Genomic DNA, 17,676 nt, shown 5'->3' with positions numbered 1-17,676 from the left:
CCAACGCATCGTCTGCGTTCTATCGCGATCACTAAAGCATATATGCACAATCAAAAGGCTTAATCCTGTCTCATTCAGGGTCAAGCCTTTTAACATTCTTTTTCACTTAATTTTCCAATTCCATCACATCTCGATATTTGTATCCTTCTAAAATTTCATGACCTTCTTTGAACGTCCATTCGGGAATCGACAGCTCTGGGTGCGCCGTCAAATAGTCATGGAGCACATCCCTCCCTAGAATATAGTTACTCCAACGTGGCATATCCTTTTGATAATTACCGACTACAAAATCTGTGTGGGACGTTTCATAATCATTCACTCGGCTCGCGATATGTTCCATGGTCGCATCATCGATTGGTACATACCATGGTGGCGTTACCCCTTTGACAATGCGGTCGGCAAACGTATCGGCTTTCCCTTCAATGATGACAGAATCAAGAATTGTATTAAGACGGAACTCAGGTTGATCATAAAGAATCAGATGATGATACTCATGAGCCGTCGAATGGGCTAGCACACCTTTGTCAAAATCTGTATCGAGAAACAAGATGAAGGTATCATTATAGGCTTGGCCGGCCACACCTTCCAACGCTTCACTATCGTAGAAGAATTCAGGATTGTAAGGGGCAACAAACACCATACCCTTCTTTTTAGGAAGGATTTGATTTGAATCGATATATGTTGATGCAATAATCTCATTAATCTCGTCATGCTGCTCGATTAATGCGTCCAACTGCTTCAGCAATTGTTGCTTATGAGGAGTCGGCTTTAGTAAAAAATTTGTTTTGATGAGGGATGTATCGATCTTTTCTTCCTCTCCGACCTCTCCTATGTAATCTAGTACGTATTTTTTGAAGTTTTGTTTGTTCTCCTCCGAATCGGTTGATTCAAGGGATGCGTTCAAATATTGCTGGTATTGGGTGTAGAGTGGCACGATTGTCAATTCATTCTCTTCGTTGATTTTTATCGTTTCGATTGAAACGTCAGGCTCAGACGCTTTAGATTCTGACGTTTTTTCATCATCAATACATGATGCTAACAGGAGTACTGAACTACAACATAGAATACCGAATAACTTTTTCAGCTGAATGACCTCCATCTCTATAAATAATACTTCTTATTCGTTACTTATGTTAAATTATACCATAAATTACTCTCGTAACCTTTATGATCCCATCTAATTCCACGATGTCATCACGACCATCACAACGAAAAACGACTCGAACCCACTCTAATGAGGGCTCAAGCCGTTTGTGATTATTCTTTCCCTGCAATTTGACGACGCACTTCTTTTTCGAGCTCCGGCTCCGGAGGCATCCATCCTTCAGGTTTCATGACTTTATTGTCCGACTCGCGTAAAATCGGTTTTCCGTCCGGTCCAAGCTTCGCCATGTTGGCACGCTGGACGATTTCAAACAACGGAACGGGATCAAGTCCTAGTTCAACGAAACTTCCCATCACAAAATATAACGCATCCGTTAACGCATCCCCTTGACCGACGAGGCGTTCCACATCATCTGACGGTGGTGCGTCTTGTAATGATTTTTGGACCGCTTTTTGGAATCCTTCTTGGAATTGCTCGATCGCCTGTAAGAACTCTTCTTCTGTCTGTGACGATTGGTGTAAAAATTCAACGACCGCTTCCTCTGCCGTCCAAACCGATCGTTTTGTCGCACGATCAAGTGTCAACGGTTGAGGAGATTTTGCTCCTGGATGTCCGAAAGTCTCATGGAATTGTTTCACTTCTTCAAAAAAGTAACGTTTGCTCATCTGTTCTTCCCCCATTGTTAGTCCACGGAGACGAATGCATCCAAATCGAATACTTCCGGGTGGACGATTGCAAAGATTTCATTGTCTTGTAAAAACATGCCGGTCGAGTCATACACGCGAGGTGTCACCATCTGACCGTTGATGGTACCTTCTTCCGGATTGACTGTATAGAGGACGAGCTCTTCTGAGTCGAGCACGTATATCCGGCCTTGTCGTTCGACAAGCCCGACGCCCTCGAATCGCTCAAACTTTTGCTGGATCGAAGCGCTCATCCCGTCAGCCGATAACGCTTGACGCGAATCGAGCATCCATTCCGTTTCCGGTTCTTTTTCCTCGACTGCCTCTTCTGGCGCATCCTGCTCATTCTCAGGTGTCTCTTCTTCCGCAACGGCCGTCTCACTAGAGACACCGTCACTTGTCGAAACGTTTTCTGTTGTCGTTTCTTCTGTTGTCGTTTCTTCTGTTGATTCTTCAGTACCTTCAACATTATCATCAGATTCTGTCGATTCTTCTGACTCGTTTTCTGCAGGCGCTTCCGGTTCAATTTCACGCTCTTCAATATAGAGGAGCTCAAGGTCCGGCGTGTCTGCTAATCGATTCATCATGAAGAGACGATTCGATTCTCGGTCATAGCCGAGACCAAAGATTCGGTCTTCCGATACGAGACCTTTGATTTGTTTACGTGGTCTCTCGATCCAGCGTCCTTCTTCTCGCTCGATTGTAATGAGCGTCCCGTTTGCTGTCACCGCATATACGAGGTTCTCTTCGACCATCCGCATCCCGATAAAGTCATCGAGACGCGCCTGTCCCGTATTTTCGAGTTGAAGCACTGAGTTGACGCGTGTGCCGTTCCCGCTCACTTCGAAAAACTCAGCCTGCTCGGTAAGCACGAGATAGGCCCCGATCGTATCGCTATAGTACACTTCATCGATCTGGTTGATTTGCTCGAGCGCATCGGTCGTATCAATATCTTCGTCATCTTGTGCTGCCTCCACAGGTGGGAGGGATGCCGTTTGATGACTCGTTTGAATGTCGATTTTTTCAAATGTCGAGGCGACCTGCCGCTGAATCTCTTCATCAGAGAAGACAAAGACATAGCAAAGGATCACGCCGACCACGACAGCACATAGTGTCGTGTATAGCACATAAGAACGTTTCATGGACATGTCGTCCCCTTCTACTTCAGTATCGCCCTTTAGTGTATCAAAACCGACCGTAAAAGAAAATGACCTCACCAAAAAGAAAAGAATGTGCGACAATGTCACACATTCTTTCGATTACCCAACTACAATATTGACGAGTTTTCCAGGAACGACAATAACTTTACGAACCGTCTTGCCTTCTGTGAACTCTTGGACACGCTCGTTGCCGAGTGCCTCCGCTTCAAGCGCTTCTTTTGATGCGTCACGCGAAACGTGCATTTTCGCACGGAGTTTCCCGTTCACCTGGATGACGACTTCAATCGTGTCACTCACAAGTTTTGACTCATCGTACGTCGGCCAAGCCGCATACGTCAACTCTTCCGTCATGCCCATCTTCTCCCACAACTCTTCAGACAAGTGCGGAGCGACTGGTGAGAGCATCTTGATGAAGTCGACCATTTGCGATTTCGGCAACGTCTCTTGTTTGTTCGCTTCATTGACGAAGACCATCAACTGAGAGATTGCTGTGTTGAAGCGAAGTGCTTCATAGTCTTCAGTGACTTTTTTCACCGTCTGATGATACGTACGTTCAAAGTCGGCAGTCGGTGCCACGTCCGCAAAGTTCGTTTGATCGAACAAACGCCATACGCGGTCGAGGAAGCGACGTGCCCCGTCAAGACCATTCGTTGACCATGCGATTGCCGCGTCAAGTGGGCCCATGAACATTTCATAAAGACGGAGTGTATCCGCCCCGTGTGACTTCACGATATCATCTGGGTTGACGACGTTCCCACGAGATTTCGACATCTTCTCGTTGTTCTCACCGAGGATCATCCCTTGGTTGTACAATTTTTGGAACGGCTCGTTCGTCGGGACGACACCGATATCGTAAAGGACTTTATGCCAGAAACGTGCATAGAGCAAGTGAAGAACGGCATGTTCCGTACCACCGATATACAAGTCGACTGGAAGCCAACGCTTGAGTTTTTCAGGGTCCGCAATCATTTCTTCGTTATCTGGATCGATGTAACGGATGTAGTACCAGCAGCTACCTGCCCATTGTGGCATCGTGTTCGTCTCGCGACGACCTTTTTCCCCCGTGACAGGATCTGTGTACGTCAACCACTCTTCTGCGTTCGCGAGTGGCGACTCACCTGTACCAGATGGTTTGATTTCATCGATGATTGGAAGTTCGAGCGGAAGCTCTTCGACCGGTACCGTCTTCATCGTTCCGTCTTCCATGTGGACGACCGGAATCGGCTCTCCCCAGTAACGTTGACGGCTGAACAACCAGTCACGAAGACGGTATGTCGTCTTCGCACGACCCGTACCCGCAGCTTCAAGTTCTTCAATAATCGTCTTGATCGCATCGGCTTTATTGAGTCCGTTCAAGCTACCTGAGTTGACGTGCTCCCCGTCTTCGACATAAGCCGCCTCTTCCAAGTTTCCACCTTTGACGACTTCACGGATTGGGAGGTCGAACGTTTTCGCAAACTCATAATCACGCTCATCGTGTCCAGGAACGGCCATGACTGCACCTGTCCCGTATGTCGAGAGGACATAGTCTGCTGTCCAAATCGGAAGTTTCTCACCGTTTACCGGGTTGATCGCATAAGCGCCCGTGAACACACCTGTCTTCTCTTTCGCAAGGTCTGTACGCTCGAGGTCCGTCTTCTTCGACACTTCCTCGATATATGCTTCCACTGCCGTTGATTGTTCAGGCGTCGTGATCACTTTCGTGAACGGATGCTCCGGTGCGAGCGTCACATAAGTCGCTCCGTGAAGCGTATCCGGACGTGTCGTGAAGACCGTGACAATCTTGTCGTGACCGTCGACCTTGAAGTCGACCTCGGCACCGACCGATTTCCCGATCCAGTTGCGTTGCATCTCTTTGACGCTCTCTGGCCAGTCAAGACCTTCCAAGTCTTCAAGCAAACGCTCCGCGTATTCTGTGATGCGAAGCACCCACTGTTTCATCGGGACGCGGTATACCGGGTGGTTCCCACGCTCTGACAAGCCGTCGATGACTTCTTCGTTCGCAAGGACCGTACCGAGTGCCGGACACCAGTTGACGGCCACTTCATCGACGTATGCGAGGTCACGCTCAAAGAGTTGCGTGAAGATCCATTGTGTCCATTTATAATATTTCGGGTCTGTCGTACTGATTTCACGAGCCCAGTCATACGAAAAACCGAGTTCCTTCAACTGACGGCGGAACGTCTCGATGTTACGTGCTGTGAATTCGCGTGGATCATTCCCTGTGTCGAGTGCGTACTGCTCCGCAGGAAGACCGAACGCATCCCAACCGATTGGGTGAAGGACGTTATATCCTTGCATCCGCTTCATACGAGCGATGATATCCGTCGCCGTGTAACCTTCCGGGTGACCAACGTGAAGGCCGGCACCTGATGGGTATGGGAACATATCAAGGACGTAGAAACAATCCTTCTCCGGGTCTTCTGTCGTTTTAAATGCGTCTTTCTCTTCCCAACGCTTTTGCCATTTCGGCTCGATTTCTTGATGTTTAAAATAGCTCAACATTCTTCCTCCTCTGCATAATAAAAAGCCTTCCGTCCCCGAAAATGGGACGAAAGGCTTGAAAGCTCTCCGCGGTACCACCCATGTTGCATTGCTGCCACTTGAGACGCCGATAACGAGACGTAACCCCGGTTTTCCCTACTCGGTTCAGGAAAACAGCTCCAAGGCGAGTTCACGACCTCCATTTATCGATTCACACCAACCATCGACTCTCTTTGAAACGGAACATTCGCTACTAATCCTCTTCATCGCTTGCTATTCATCGTAGTCTATTTTAGCCCATTCTGAAATTCAACGTCAACTTGAAGTTTTCAAGCTTTGACTTGTTTCTGCGTCGAAATGGTTTTAACAGCGAAGAACGCAATCAACCCAAATCCTACTTTATTGATTAAATCCGCCACGTTGTATATCAATTCGCGCACGAGTTGAATTTCGATCCCTGTAGCGAACAACGTCACAGCATAGCCAATTGGGTAAATCGCCCATCCAATCAAAATGAAGAGACGCATGTTGAGCAATGCTTTTCGAATAGGTGGAGGTGAAGACTCAGCCGCCTTCGTGACATTCGTGAAGAGCAAGTAAATAATATAAATCCAAGCGATACAACCGACAAGATATCCCCAAAGTCCAAGTTGCGTAAAGCCACCGTTCAAGTTAATTGATGACTCACCGAGATACCCAGCTACAATCATGATGATATCTGCGATAATCAACTTCGTTAATAATCCAGTTTTCATCTTCCCTTGTAGGCTGAGGAGCAGCGGGAACTTAATTAACAATAACGGTGTCGTCACGAGCCAATCGATATACCGAATCTCCGTCGGAAACCCTGTGATTTCCGACAGTAACCCTGAATCTCCGACCGCGTCTTTCATAAAGTAATAATGAATCGCTGCTACAAACGTAACAAGTGCCGCCACGGTCGCGACCGAACGGTATTCGGGATCGAGACTGCTCCGTTCAACTAGAAAATACAATGTCGCTGCCGCCATTCCTACAAAACCAACCCAAAACATATACTGCGTTGCCAATACGAGCAAATTGACTTCCTCGTTCATCATGCCCATCCCCTTTACTTCAGAGCTGACCGACAACAAACATATGTGGTTGAAAGGATCCTTCACCTAAATTTTATCTACGAAAGTCATTAAGACGAAGGTTTAAATCTGTAGAGAATATGCGAAATGTCACGAACTTTGAACATTTAATGAACGAATACGTAAAAAGACAATATTAGCCGTAATGATTAGCAAAATAATCAACGTGAATACTGCATTCATTCCGAACGCATCGAATAATAAGCCCGAGAATGTCGGTCCAATCATTCGTCCGACAGACGCTGCGATATTGACGAGCCCTTGATACTGTCCCGCCTTACCAGGAGGGGCAAGTTTTGCTGCAATCGTCGGGACTGCTGGCCAGACGAACATTTCCCCGATTGTCATGACGACCATCGCGACCATGAACATGCCAAATCCACCAGCGAACGGCACAATCAAGAAGGCACCGAGGAAAATAGAGGCCCCGATAATCAGTTGACGTTTTAAGTCATCCTCAAATTGTCGCAAGACACGGTTGAGTAACGGCTGTGCAAATACGATCATCGCCCCGTTCACCGTCCAAAGCAGTGAATATTGGCTGATCGTGACACCAAGGTCTTTCGAATGAACGGCGATCGTCCCTTGCCACTGAACGTAAACGAACCAAAGCACGGCGTAACCGACGGCGACATACCACATCGACTTCATCGTCGCGCTCGAGAGCGTCGTGGCTGCTGCCTCTAGTTGCGACTGAACGACCGGACGTGCCGGGTTTTTCAAGTAACGAAGTCCAAATAAGAGGACCACGACAAATAAGACTGACAAGAAGAAGTTCGCATAAAAGATCCACTCGATGTTCAAGCGCGCGATTTGACCACTCATGGCCGTACCGAGTGCGACACCTACGTTTTGCGCAACATAAATCGCGTTAAACGAACGGCGTCCACCTTCTGGCCAGATGAGTCCCGCAAACGCGTAAACGGTCGGAAAGACGAGTCCACCTGAGAACCCAATCATACCGAGCCACACCAAATAGCCGAAGAACGTGGCGTGGAACAGTAAAAATCCGAGTGAGCTCGCAAGCAACAAACCGACAGAAATCATGAGCGTCATCTTTCCACCGATTCGGTCGAATAATGTCCCTCCGATGTAGTTTCCGACGATTGCGAGTGCGGAGTTCACAAGAAGTGCCACCCCAGCAAGTGTCATCGACTCACCTAAAAAATCATGAATATACAGTGTGTTAAATGGCCATAAAAAAGACGCCGCCGTTGTATTGAGCGCCATCGCAATGACTAGAATCCATACCGAAATTGGCATTTTATTGTTCACACCAAGTCCTCCTTTCATTCCTCTTTCACATCAAAAAAAATCGGCACAAATGGCCGAATCGACAAGATTTCCTTATCAAACCTAAACGAATGCCAAAGAAGTGTCAAGAAAAATTACTTATTATGAAGTTTTGTCATTTTTCATTTGTGATAGCATGAGCAAGGAAGGAGAGATGTTGAATGAATCCATTTGGTCAAAACCGATATCATACGTTGAACGAGGCGTATCGCCGAGAATATGGAGGAAAGGTGTTCAAAGTCCCGCTCGATGGCGGATTCACCTGTCCGAACCGTGACGGGCGCGTCTCAAAGGGAGGATGTACGTTCTGTTCAGACGACGGAAGTGGTGACTTTGCAGGAAATGCTTGCGACCCGATTCCCGTTCAGTTTGCCGAAGTGAAAGCCCGTCTTCACCGAAAGTGGAAGAACGCCAACTACATCGCTTATTTTCAAGCATTCAGTAATACGTACGCGCCGGTCGAACGATTACGTGAGTTGTATGAACCTGCACTCCGAGAGGAAGGCGTCGTCGGTCTCTCGATTGCGACACGTCCGGACTGCTTGCCAGAGGACGTCGTCGCCTATTTAGCAGAATTAAATGAACGGACGTCGCTTTGGGTGGAGCTCGGCCTTCAGACCATCCATGACACGACGGCGAAAAAAATCAATCGCGGACATGACTACGAGACATTTTTGAGCGGTCTTGCAAAACTTCGGCGCCACAACATCCGTGTCTGTGTTCATATCATCAACGGTTTACCCGGTGAGACACTAGAGATGATGCTCGACACAGCCCGAGAAGTTGCTAAAATGGACATACAAGGAGTCAAGATCCATTTACTTCACGTCTTGAAACATACACCGCTCGCCCGTCAATACGAAAAAGGCCTACTCGAATTGATGGAGGAAGATGACTATGTCTCTCTCGTCTGTGATCAGCTCGAATGTATACCTCCCGAGGTCATCGTTCATCGTTTGACCGGGGACGGCCCACCTGACTTATTGATTGGTCCGTTATGGAGTCGTCACAAGATGCAGGTGTTAAACAAGATCCGTGCAGAATTGGAACGACGAGATTCTTTCCAAGGAAAAAAGAAGGATGAGATGTATGGGATTAATGAGAGTACTACCGTTTGCAAAACAATTACTACATGACCACCTTGAAGAAGGTCATGTCGCCATCGACATGACCGCCGGAAACGGACACGATACGCTGTTTTTGGCGAATGCAGTGGGCGAAACGGGTCATGTGTATGCATTTGATATCCAGTCAGAAGCGGTCGCGTCCACACGCGCACGTATACAGGAAGCCGGTCTCGATGAACGGGTATCCGTCATTCATGACAGTCACGACACGGTTCAAGCGGTCGTCGCGAACGAGACGCGCCCCATCTCCGCTGCCGTCTTCAATTTAGGTTATTTACCAGGAAGCGATAAATCAATCACGACTCACGGGAATACGACGATTGCCGCGTTATCTCAATTATTAGAGATCATGACCGTCGGCGGCGTCATCGTCATCGTCATTTATCACGGGCATGAGAGCGGAAAAGTCGAACGGGATGAAGTGCTTCATTACGTGGAGTCGCTCGATCAAAAACAGGCCGGCGTCCTCCGCTACGGTTTCATCAACCAAATCAATCATCCCCCATTCATCGTGGCGATTGAAAAACGCGCATAAGAAAAGGCGGCTCATTCGAGTCGCCTTCTGTCATTCTTGAATCAATTCATAAAATGTCATCAATGTCTCCGCAAACTTGGTGTTCAAACGTTCATATCCAAAATGCGGGAATCCTTCCAACCGACGGATGTACACTTGATCCCCACCAATCTTTCGGCAGACGTTTAACGTCAACTTCACGTCCGCAAATTGATCATCCGGTGCATAGAAACAAGCAAGTGGAAGTCGTGGTAAGTGCTTCTTCTCTTCTTGATGTTCCACGATTTCTTCTTCAATCTCTCGATATTGCGCATACGTGATCTCACCGAAGCGTGACGATTCCTCGCCTCCCCCGGTGAATGTCATCATCCCGAGCGGCAAGTCTGGGCGGAACCGGTCGACAGCACTTGCGACGACTTGTTTCAATCCTCCGATTTGACGAGTGGCATGCCAATCAAATAAAGGAGAGATATACGTCAAACTTCCAAGCGGCACATCGTACTCTTGCAAGAGTCGGTTCGTGAAAAGTGCCCCTAGACTGAATGCCACGACATGGATTGGTAGTTTGTATTCCCCTGCCTCACGCAACGCTCGCTTGATGAGCTGTTTATGGTCATCTGCCGTCAATCCGACCGATTGGTCACGGACGACAATTACTTCGTACTCGTCTTGGAGTCGGCGAATAAAGTTCTCACTAATCCGTGACGTGAACTGTAGCGGGTACACGATGACGATGACCCCTTTTCGTGCTTCTTCATATGTCATGCTGCCGTCACCTCATTTATAGACTATGTGTATTGTATCAAAAAAACATCAGCCGCAACTGATGTTTGAAGAAAATCCGTCTGGAGGCTTAGCTCGGATGATATCGTAAATGAATGAGTTCCATCGGTTGGTCGTATACCTCTTCTTGGATCCGATTCACTTCTTTAAACGATTGATGCAAAAGGAAGGCAATCGCTTGGTCATTTGAATTTTCAACGTACACTTCCATCGGTTGTTCTTTTTTCGATTGGAGATAGTTTAAAAAGGCTGCCCCATACCCGTTCCGGTGATAATCAGGATGAAGATAAAGACGAAGCATCTCCCACATGTCACCGCGATCGATGGCATGACAAAATCCGATGACATCTTCTTCGAACTCGCCGACGATAAAGTATTGCTCTCGTGCTTCTTCACTCGAACTGATCGCTCGCACAATCTCTTCTTGTCGATAAGCGCGCTCCATCGCTTTCAAACGATTCAAATCATCCTCTGAAATCGTCGCAAGTGCAATCGTTCGAATTAATGCTGCATCTTCTGGAACTGCTTCCCTCATGTTCATGACAGCTTCCCCCTTTTGGCCAATCTATTTGTATCATTCCCTATCGTCACGTTTTTATCCTGCCATTCGTTTCTTTTTCGTGACGATTCATAAGAAAACGTTATGTCCGCAATCGACTAGGGTATAACACTATCAATGCCAATCACATGAAGGAGTGGAACAACATGGAACCAAAATTAGAGCATGACCCGAAAGTCGAACAAACAGAGAATCCAAATCGTCAATTCGACCAAATGGATGCAGGGGGTCCAAAAATCAGCGTTGTGACCGGGATGTTACTCGGTGCCCTCGTCGGTGGTCTCCTCGCCTTACTTAGCTCCTCGAATCGGGAGCAGACGAAACAATCGCTTACGAATGCAAAATCTTCGGTCGGAGGCATCGTGAACGAAGTCAAACAAGATCCAGCCGGGAAAGCATCTCAAGTCATTGAACAAGTAAAGACCGCTTCCGGCAAGATTCAGGAAGTCTCAACAGACGTCCAAAACGTATATGAAAAAGTGGTCGGAGAAGTCGATACGGTCAAAGAAGACGTCAATAAAATCGTCGAGACGGCTCAAGAAGCCAAATCAGATTTACAAGACATCGGTGAAAAAGTCGTCGAAGCGAAGGATACCGCGCTTGGACAAGAAAACACTTCAACTGATTCGTCATCGAATGACAATAAACAGACACCTCCAACGACTTGAACCTAAAAAAACGACCTTTCCGCGGAAAGGTCGTTTTTGTTGATTACGCGAAACGCTTCGCGCCTTCTTCAAGAACTGCTGCTTTATCTGTTTGCTCCCATGGGAGTTCGATATCTGTACGACCGAAGTGACCGTAAGCTGCTGTTTGCTTGTAGATTGGACGGCGAAGGTCAAGCATCTTGATGATGCCTGCTGGACGGAGGTCGAAGTTCTCACGAACGAGTTCAACGAGCTCTGTTTCGCTCAATTTACCAGTGCCGAACGTATCGACAGCGATTGATACTGGATGTGCTACCCCAATCGCGTAAGCGAGTTGAACTTCTGCTTTATCCGCAAGCCCTGCTGCAACGATGTTTTTCGCTACATAACGAGCTGCGTATGCTGCTGAACGGTCAACTTTTGTAGGATCTTTACCAGAGAATGCGCCACCGCCGTGACGTGCGTATCCACCGTACGTATCGACGATGATTTTACGTCCTGTAAGACCTGCATCTCCTTGTGGTCCACCGATTACGAAGCGACCAGTCGGGTTGATGAAGTATTTTGTTTCAGCATCGATGAGTTCAGCCGGGATGACTGCTTCGATGACATACTTTTTCAAGTCTTCTTGAATTTGCTCGAGCGTGATCTCTTCTGCGTGTTGTGTCGAGATAACGATTGTATCGATGCGAACAGGGTTGTTGTCCTCATCGTACTCAACCGTTACTTGAGTCTTACCATCCGGACGGAGGTATTCAAGCGTACCGTTCTTACGAACTTCAGCAAGACGACGTGACAATTTGTGAGCCAACGAGATCGGGAGCGGCATGAGTTCAGGTGTCTCGTTTGTCGCGTATCCGAACATGAGACCTTGGTCCCCAGCACCGATTGCATCGAGTTCCTCTTCAGTCATCTGACCTTCACGTGCTTCGAGAGCTTGGTCAACACCTTGCGCGATGTCTACTGATTGCTCGTCAATCGACGTCAAGACTGCACATGTTTCTGCATCGAAACCATATTTCGCACGTGTGTATCCGATTTCACGAATTGTTTCACGGACAACTTTCGGGATATCCACGTAAGTTGACGTTGTGATTTCACCAGCTACGAGTACAAGACCCGTTGTGACAGACGTTTCTGCCGCAACACGGGCATTCGGGTCTTCCGCTAAAATGGCATCCAAAATCGAGTCAGAGATCTGATCACAAATTTTATCTGGATGTCCTTCAGTAACCGACTCTGAAGTAAAAAGTCGACGGTTCAATTTTGACATTCAAAAAACCTCCTATAATAAGGGTGATATGTGGACGGTACTCGTTCCCCTTACGCGTTGCTTTGGGACGGTAATGAAAAAAACCTCCCCCGATGACATACATGGGGAAAGGTTGAATCGTTCTTCCTTACCCTCTTATCGTTCGAAGCTAATGGCTTCGCTTCAGGATAGCACCTTTTCCGCACAAGACTTCATGTCGGACGGTTGCTGGGCTTCGTAGGGCCTTGTTCCCTCCACCGCTCAGAATAAGAGTATCCGTTACGAAAACCATCATATAAATGACGCTCGATTATGTCAAGGGAATCGGACGAATTCGTTAAAGTTTTCACTGACTTGCAAAACATTTCTGTTTGTGAATCGTCAAACATTTTTTTAATTCGTTTCTGTTTTTTAACACCTTGTGATAAGAGAATGTGATAAACTGTCTTTGTAAGAAAGCGCTTACTTAGAGAGAAGAAACGCTTGTATTTAATTAGTGTGTCACATATAATTAAAAATGTCATACTGATTAATCGTAATCGCGGAAGTATGCGGATTTCATCCACATCTATTTAGGGGAAAGGTGGGATTCAGGATGGCGACAACGCTCCTGAAAATCGAAGAATTAATTAATGGTGCCGACATGAAACGGAACTTGACGGTTCCAGAACTGGTGGAAGAAGCCATCCAAAATGGTGAAGGTGTACTGACAAAAGACGGGGCTTTATCTGTCAGCACGGGTGCTTTTACCGGACGGTCACCGAAAGACAAATTCGTCGTACAAGATGAAGTCAGCAACAACCTTGTCGATTGGGGAAAAGTGAACCAACCGATCGCGGAAGAGAAGTTTTCAGCACTTCTCGACAAAGTACTCAACCATTTAGAAAAGAAAGACAAACTTTATTACCTCGAAGCGTCTGCTGGTGCCGATGAGCACTATACGTTACCGGTCCGTGCCATCACGGAATATGCATGGCATAGTCTGTTCGCAAAACAGCTATTTTTACGTGAATGGCCAACGAAAGGTGCGTTCGATCCGTTCACTGTGATCTATGCACCGAGTTATAAAGCAGATCCTGCAGTGGATGGCACCAACTCAGAGACGTTCATTCTCGTTTCATTCGCCAAGCGCACAATTCTGATCGGGGGAACAGAATACGGTGGCGAAATTAAAAAATCAATCTTCTCCGTCATGAACTTCTTGTTACCTGAGCAAAACGTCTTATCGATGCACTGTTCGGCAAACGTCAACGATGCAAACGAAACGGCACTCTTCTTCGGATTGTCGGGAACTGGGAAGACGACTCTTTCAGCTGACCCACAGCGCCACTTAATCGGAGACGATGAGCATGGATGGTCACCGGATGGGGTTTTCAACATTGAAGGCGGTTGCTACGCGAAGACGATCAACCTGTCGCGTGAGAACGAACCACAAATCTATGATGCAATCCGTTTCGGTTCATTGATTGAAAACGTCGTATTGAATGAAGATCGTACGCCGGACTACAAGAACATCTCCTTGACTGAAAATACGCGTGCGGCATATCCAATCGAATTCATCGACAACGCGATGCTCCCATCACGTGCCGGTCATCCAAATACGATCGTCTTCTTGACGGCCGATGCGTATGGTGTCTTGCCACCGATCAGCAAACTGACGAAAGAACAGGCGATGTATCACTTCTTGTCTGGTTATACGTCTAAGCTTGCTGGTACAGAGCGTGGTGTCACAGAACCACAAGCAACGTTCTCGACTTGCTTCGGTTCACCGTTCCTTCCGCTCGCCCCTGAGCGTTATGCGGATATGCTCGGTAAATTGATTGAAGAACACGATGTGGATGTCTACCTCGTCAACACGGGATGGACAGGTGGAGCATACGGCGAAGGTTCACGTATGAAACTCGCCTATACGCGTGCGATGGTCAATGCCGCCGTCAACGGCCAGCTCAGTGATGTGGAGACGATGAAACATGACATTTTCAATGTCGAGATTCCTGTAGCCATCGATGGTGTACCGAGCGACGTGCTCAATCCGCGAGATACGTGGAGCGATCCAGCTCGTTATGATGTAGAGGCAAAAGCACTCGCCATGAAATTTAAAGAAAACTTCAATCGCTTCACGAAAGCAAGTGAGTCCGTCATCGCAGCCGGACCACTCGTCATCTAACGTAAAAACACTGACTCGATTTTTAACGAGTCAGTGTTTTTTCTTGTCGCAACATCCAGTCCATGGCTTGTTCGGTCGTCTCCCATTTATCCCAAAACGGAAGCTGGTGACCAAACGGAAGCACCCAAAACTCTGCTTGCTCTCCTATTTTCTCTGCAACAGCTGTCGCATGACGTAAGCGAACCTGTTCATCGTCCGTACCATGGATGAGAAGCGTCGGGGCATCCCATTCCTTATAAAGTGGAGAACGATCGACATACGCAGATTCTGCGGATTCGGGGTCCCCACCCGTCATCCGACGTAACATCTTCCGCATCGAACGCTGTTCTTCATACGTCCACTCGAGGTTTGTCACGCCAGCCCATGATGTAACCGTCGTGACCGGTCGTTCAGAAGCGAGGGAGAGGGCCATCATGCCTCCTCTTGAAAAGCCGAGAACGTGGACCGGTCGCCCGCTCATGTGGACACGATCGAATAGCGAGAGCACATCCTCTAAGTCTTCTCCACCGAAGTCCTCTTTTCCAGTCCCGCCGTGATTGCCACGATAGACCGGGGCGACGACGTGAAAGCCCCGCGATGCAAATTGCATGAGACGTGGTAAACGGACATCGCCGATTCGGGCCGTTCCTCCTCGTAAGTACATCAACACTTGGCCGTTTGAACGTTTCGGCTCAATCGAATACGCCACGACCTCTTCCCCATCTGTCGTCGTGTACCATCCTCGCGTTACCCGGTAACCCGCATAAGGTGGCAACACATCGATTCGGTCAAACCAGTTTTTGATCATAGAGAACCCTCATCGTTTCCGGTAGGACACGGTCTTTCATCATGAAGCTGTAGCGTGGATTGCGCAATAAGTTATCCGGCAAGGCATCGATCAGGACAGCCCCATCTGTCTCGTCAATGGCAGGATGATCCTCGAATCGCTCAATCTCCGCATAATAAATGTTTTTGATGACCGTATCACCTCTACCTAACACACGGTACTGTCCCAAATAGCGCAACGTTTTGACGACTCCACCGGTCTCTTCGTACACTTCCCGGATAGCGGCATCGTCCTCGTGTTCTCCTGGCTCGACTTTCCCTCCTGGAAACTCGAGTCCGCGCTGTTTATGCTTCGTCAATACCCACTTGTCTTCATATCGGGCGACGACCCAGACGTGGAGCGGCGTGTCTGAGAACGGATAATGGGTGAAGCTTAACTCGACTTGATTATGATAGTAATCCTTGAATGTCTTCATAGTCCATCCCTTTCTTTCCCCTGTCTACTCTCACTTTACCTTGTCTTCACCCAGTTTCAAACAAAAAAATCGGTCCGACGCGCGGACCGATTCGTTTTCTTATTGATTCAAACGTTTTTCGAGCTCTGCTTTTTGTTCTTCATACCCTGGTTTACCGAGTAACGCGAACATGTTCGCTTTGTAAGCTTCGACGCCTGGCTGGTTGAACGGGTTTACTCCGAGGATGTATCCGCTCATCGCACATGCTTTTTCGAAGAAGTAGAACAAGTAGCCGAGGTGATACGGTGTCATCTCTGGCAATTCGACGACCAAGTTCGGTACATCGCCGTCAGTGTGTGCGAGAAGTGTTCCTTCTGTCGCTTTGTCGTTCACGAACTGAATCGTTTCGCCTGCGAGGAAGTTCAAACCGTCCAAATCTTGAGCGTCTTCTGGGACGTTCATCGAGTGACGGACTTCTTTCACACGAATGACCGTCTCGAACAAGTCACGACGACCTTCTTGGATGTATTGCCCCATCGAGTGGAGATCCGTCGAGAAGTCGACAGCCGCTGGGAAGATCCCTTTGTTGTCTTTTCCTTCTGACTCACCGTAAAGTTGTTTCCACCATTCTGACACGTAGTGAAGAGCTGGCTCATAGTTAACGAGCATCTCAATCGATTTGCCTTTCGCGTAAAGGGCGTTACGTACGACTGCATACTGATACGCTTCGTTTTCAGCCAATTCTGGTGAGCTGTAAGCGTTTTGCGCGTCACGTGCACCTTCCATCAATGCATCGATATCAATTCCTGCAGCGGCAATCGGAAGAAGTCCGACTGGTGTGAGGACAGAGAAACGTCCACCGACATCATCTGGAATCACGAACGTCTCGTATCCTTCTGCGTCCGCAAGTGTCTTGAGTGCACCACGGGCACGGTCTGTCGTTGCATAGATCCGCTCACGCGCTCCATCTTGACCGTACTTGTCTTCCATGAACTGCTTGAGGACACGGAATGCAATCGCAGGTTCTGTCGTCGTTCCTGATTTCGAGATGACGTTGATTGAGACCTCTTTGCCTTCAAGCACTTGAAGCAACTCTCTCATATACGTTGAAGAGATATTGTGGCCCGCATAGAATACTTGTGGTGCCTTGCGCTCTTCTTTTGACAATACGTTGAAGAACGAATGTTGAAGCATTTCGATCGCTGCACGGGCACCGAGGTAAGATCCTCCGATTCCGACGACGACGAGAACGTCTGAATTCTCGCGAATTCGTTCCGCCGCAGCTTTGATTCGTGCGAACTCATCTTGATCGTATTCGGTCGGAAGATCGACCCACCCAAGAAAATCACTTCCGGCACCGCTCCGCTCGTGAATCACCGAGTGAAGGGTTTTTACCGTTTCTTGCATTTGGTCGATTTCGTGCTTCCCTACGAATGAGAGCGCGTTTGAATAATCGAAACGTACAGTTGACATGTCATTTCCTCCTTTAAATCGCTCGTAAAAGAGCCATACATGACCCATCATAAACGGAAACGCTAGATTCGTTCAATCATTATTGCAAAATAGG

The 17,676-nt window shown here is 47.8% G+C and carries 16 protein-coding genes, 1 riboswitch and 1 other annotated feature; of the genes, 4 read left to right on the top strand and 12 right to left on the bottom strand.

Annotated elements, in window-relative coordinates; all coding sequences use genetic code 11:
- Positions 1–106: 106 nt before the first annotated feature.
- The 6 genes from PJK55_RS00945 to PJK55_RS00920 all read right to left on the bottom strand — a co-directional run bounded on the left by PJK55_RS00945 (position 107) and on the right by PJK55_RS00920 (position 7,822).
- Positions 107–1,099 carry a DUF2268 domain-containing protein gene (locus PJK55_RS00945; protein ID WP_271304518.1) on the bottom strand — a complete coding sequence of 331 codons (993 nt, stop codon included), beginning with the start codon at positions 1,097–1,099 and terminating at the stop codon, positions 107–109.
- Between the two features lie 158 nt (positions 1,100–1,257).
- The gene (locus PJK55_RS00940; protein WP_214693364.1) at positions 1,258–1,770 is read right to left on the bottom strand and encodes a hypothetical protein; all 513 of its coding nucleotides are present in this window, start codon (positions 1,768–1,770) and stop codon (positions 1,258–1,260) included.
- 17 nt (positions 1,771–1,787) lie between these two features.
- The gene (locus PJK55_RS00935) at positions 1,788–2,930 is read right to left on the bottom strand and encodes a hypothetical protein (protein ID WP_271304517.1); all 1,143 of its coding nucleotides are present in this window, start codon (positions 2,928–2,930) and stop codon (positions 1,788–1,790) included.
- A 117-nt stretch (positions 2,931–3,047) separates the two neighbouring features.
- Positions 3,048–5,453, bottom strand: coding sequence for a leucine--tRNA ligase (gene leuS, locus PJK55_RS00930; RefSeq protein ID WP_214693368.1), 2,406 nt, complete (start codon positions 5,451–5,453; stop codon positions 3,048–3,050).
- A gap of 39 nt (positions 5,454–5,492) precedes the next feature.
- Positions 5,493–5,708: a binding site (T-box leader), on the bottom strand.
- A gap of 53 nt (positions 5,709–5,761) precedes the next feature.
- A complete protein-coding gene (locus PJK55_RS00925; protein ID WP_271304516.1) occupies positions 5,762–6,508 on the bottom strand; it encodes a bacteriorhodopsin-like in 747 nt (248 codons plus the stop codon).
- 129 nt (positions 6,509–6,637) lie between these two features.
- Positions 6,638–7,822, bottom strand: a complete 1,185-nt coding sequence (locus tag PJK55_RS00920; RefSeq protein ID WP_271304515.1) for an MDR family MFS transporter — start codon at positions 7,820–7,822, stop codon at positions 6,638–6,640.
- 179 nt (positions 7,823–8,001) lie between these two features.
- Here PJK55_RS00920 and PJK55_RS00915 point away from each other — a divergent pair, with 179 nt between their 5' ends.
- Both PJK55_RS00915 and PJK55_RS00910 read left to right on the top strand, forming a co-directional pair.
- A complete protein-coding gene (locus PJK55_RS00915; protein WP_271304514.1) occupies positions 8,002–8,976 on the top strand; it encodes a TIGR01212 family radical SAM protein in 975 nt (324 codons plus the stop codon).
- Positions 8,930–9,502 (top strand): class I SAM-dependent methyltransferase, encoded by a 573-nt coding sequence (locus PJK55_RS00910; RefSeq protein WP_271304513.1) that lies wholly within the window; start codon positions 8,930–8,932, stop codon positions 9,500–9,502. Before PJK55_RS00915 ends, PJK55_RS00910 begins: the two co-directional genes overlap by 47 nt.
- A 30-nt stretch (positions 9,503–9,532) precedes the next feature.
- Here the strand turns inward: PJK55_RS00910 and PJK55_RS00905 are convergent, their stop codons facing one another.
- Together PJK55_RS00905 and PJK55_RS00900 are read right to left on the bottom strand one after the other, a co-directional pair.
- Positions 9,533–10,246 (bottom strand): alpha/beta hydrolase, encoded by a 714-nt coding sequence (locus tag PJK55_RS00905; protein WP_074033486.1) that lies wholly within the window; start codon positions 10,244–10,246, stop codon positions 9,533–9,535.
- 88 nt (positions 10,247–10,334) lie between these two features.
- Positions 10,335–10,805: a GNAT family N-acetyltransferase gene (locus PJK55_RS00900; RefSeq protein WP_271304512.1), complete on the bottom strand. Its 471-nt coding sequence runs from the start codon at positions 10,803–10,805 to the stop codon at positions 10,335–10,337.
- A gap of 164 nt (positions 10,806–10,969) precedes the next feature.
- On the opposite strand from PJK55_RS00900, the gene PJK55_RS00895 reads away from it, so the two are divergent.
- Complete coding sequence (locus tag PJK55_RS00895; protein WP_271304511.1) at positions 10,970–11,491, top strand: hypothetical protein; 522 nt, start codon at positions 10,970–10,972, stop codon at positions 11,489–11,491.
- Between the two features lie 43 nt (positions 11,492–11,534).
- Here the strand turns inward: PJK55_RS00895 and metK are convergent, their stop codons facing one another.
- On the bottom strand, positions 11,535–12,743 hold the full coding sequence (gene metK / locus PJK55_RS00890; RefSeq protein ID WP_214782098.1) for a methionine adenosyltransferase: 1,209 nt from the start codon (positions 12,741–12,743) through the stop codon (positions 11,535–11,537).
- Positions 12,744–12,875: 132 nt separating this feature from the next.
- A riboswitch (SAM riboswitch) is annotated at positions 12,876–12,995 on the bottom strand.
- A 322-nt stretch (positions 12,996–13,317) separates the two neighbouring features.
- On the opposite strand from metK, the gene pckA reads away from it, so the two are divergent.
- Positions 13,318–14,889 carry a phosphoenolpyruvate carboxykinase (ATP) gene (gene pckA, locus PJK55_RS00885; RefSeq protein ID WP_271304510.1) on the top strand — a complete coding sequence of 524 codons (1,572 nt, stop codon included), beginning with the start codon at positions 13,318–13,320 and terminating at the stop codon, positions 14,887–14,889.
- A 22-nt stretch (positions 14,890–14,911) separates the two neighbouring features.
- Here pckA and PJK55_RS00880 read toward each other — a convergent pair whose 3' ends face one another.
- From PJK55_RS00880 to PJK55_RS00870, 3 genes are all read right to left on the bottom strand, one after another.
- A complete protein-coding gene (locus tag PJK55_RS00880; protein WP_271304509.1) occupies positions 14,912–15,676 on the bottom strand; it encodes an alpha/beta hydrolase family protein in 765 nt (254 codons plus the stop codon).
- A complete protein-coding gene (gene ytkD / locus PJK55_RS00875) occupies positions 15,657–16,130 on the bottom strand; it encodes an RNA deprotection pyrophosphohydrolase (protein WP_074033492.1) in 474 nt (157 codons plus the stop codon). Before ytkD ends, PJK55_RS00880 begins: the two co-directional genes overlap by 20 nt.
- 99 nt (positions 16,131–16,229) lie before the next feature.
- Complete coding sequence (locus PJK55_RS00870) at positions 16,230–17,582, bottom strand: glucose-6-phosphate isomerase (RefSeq protein WP_074033493.1); 1,353 nt, start codon at positions 17,580–17,582, stop codon at positions 16,230–16,232.
- Between the last annotated feature and the right edge of the window lie 94 nt (positions 17,583–17,676).

Source organism: Exiguobacterium sp. MMG028 (assembly GCF_027947425.1).
Classification (GTDB): Bacteria; Bacillota; Bacilli; order Exiguobacteriales; family Exiguobacteriaceae; genus Exiguobacterium; species Exiguobacterium aestuarii_A.
The sequence above is the reverse complement of the archived record's forward strand: the minus strand, read 5'-3'. Positions and strand labels throughout refer to the sequence as shown.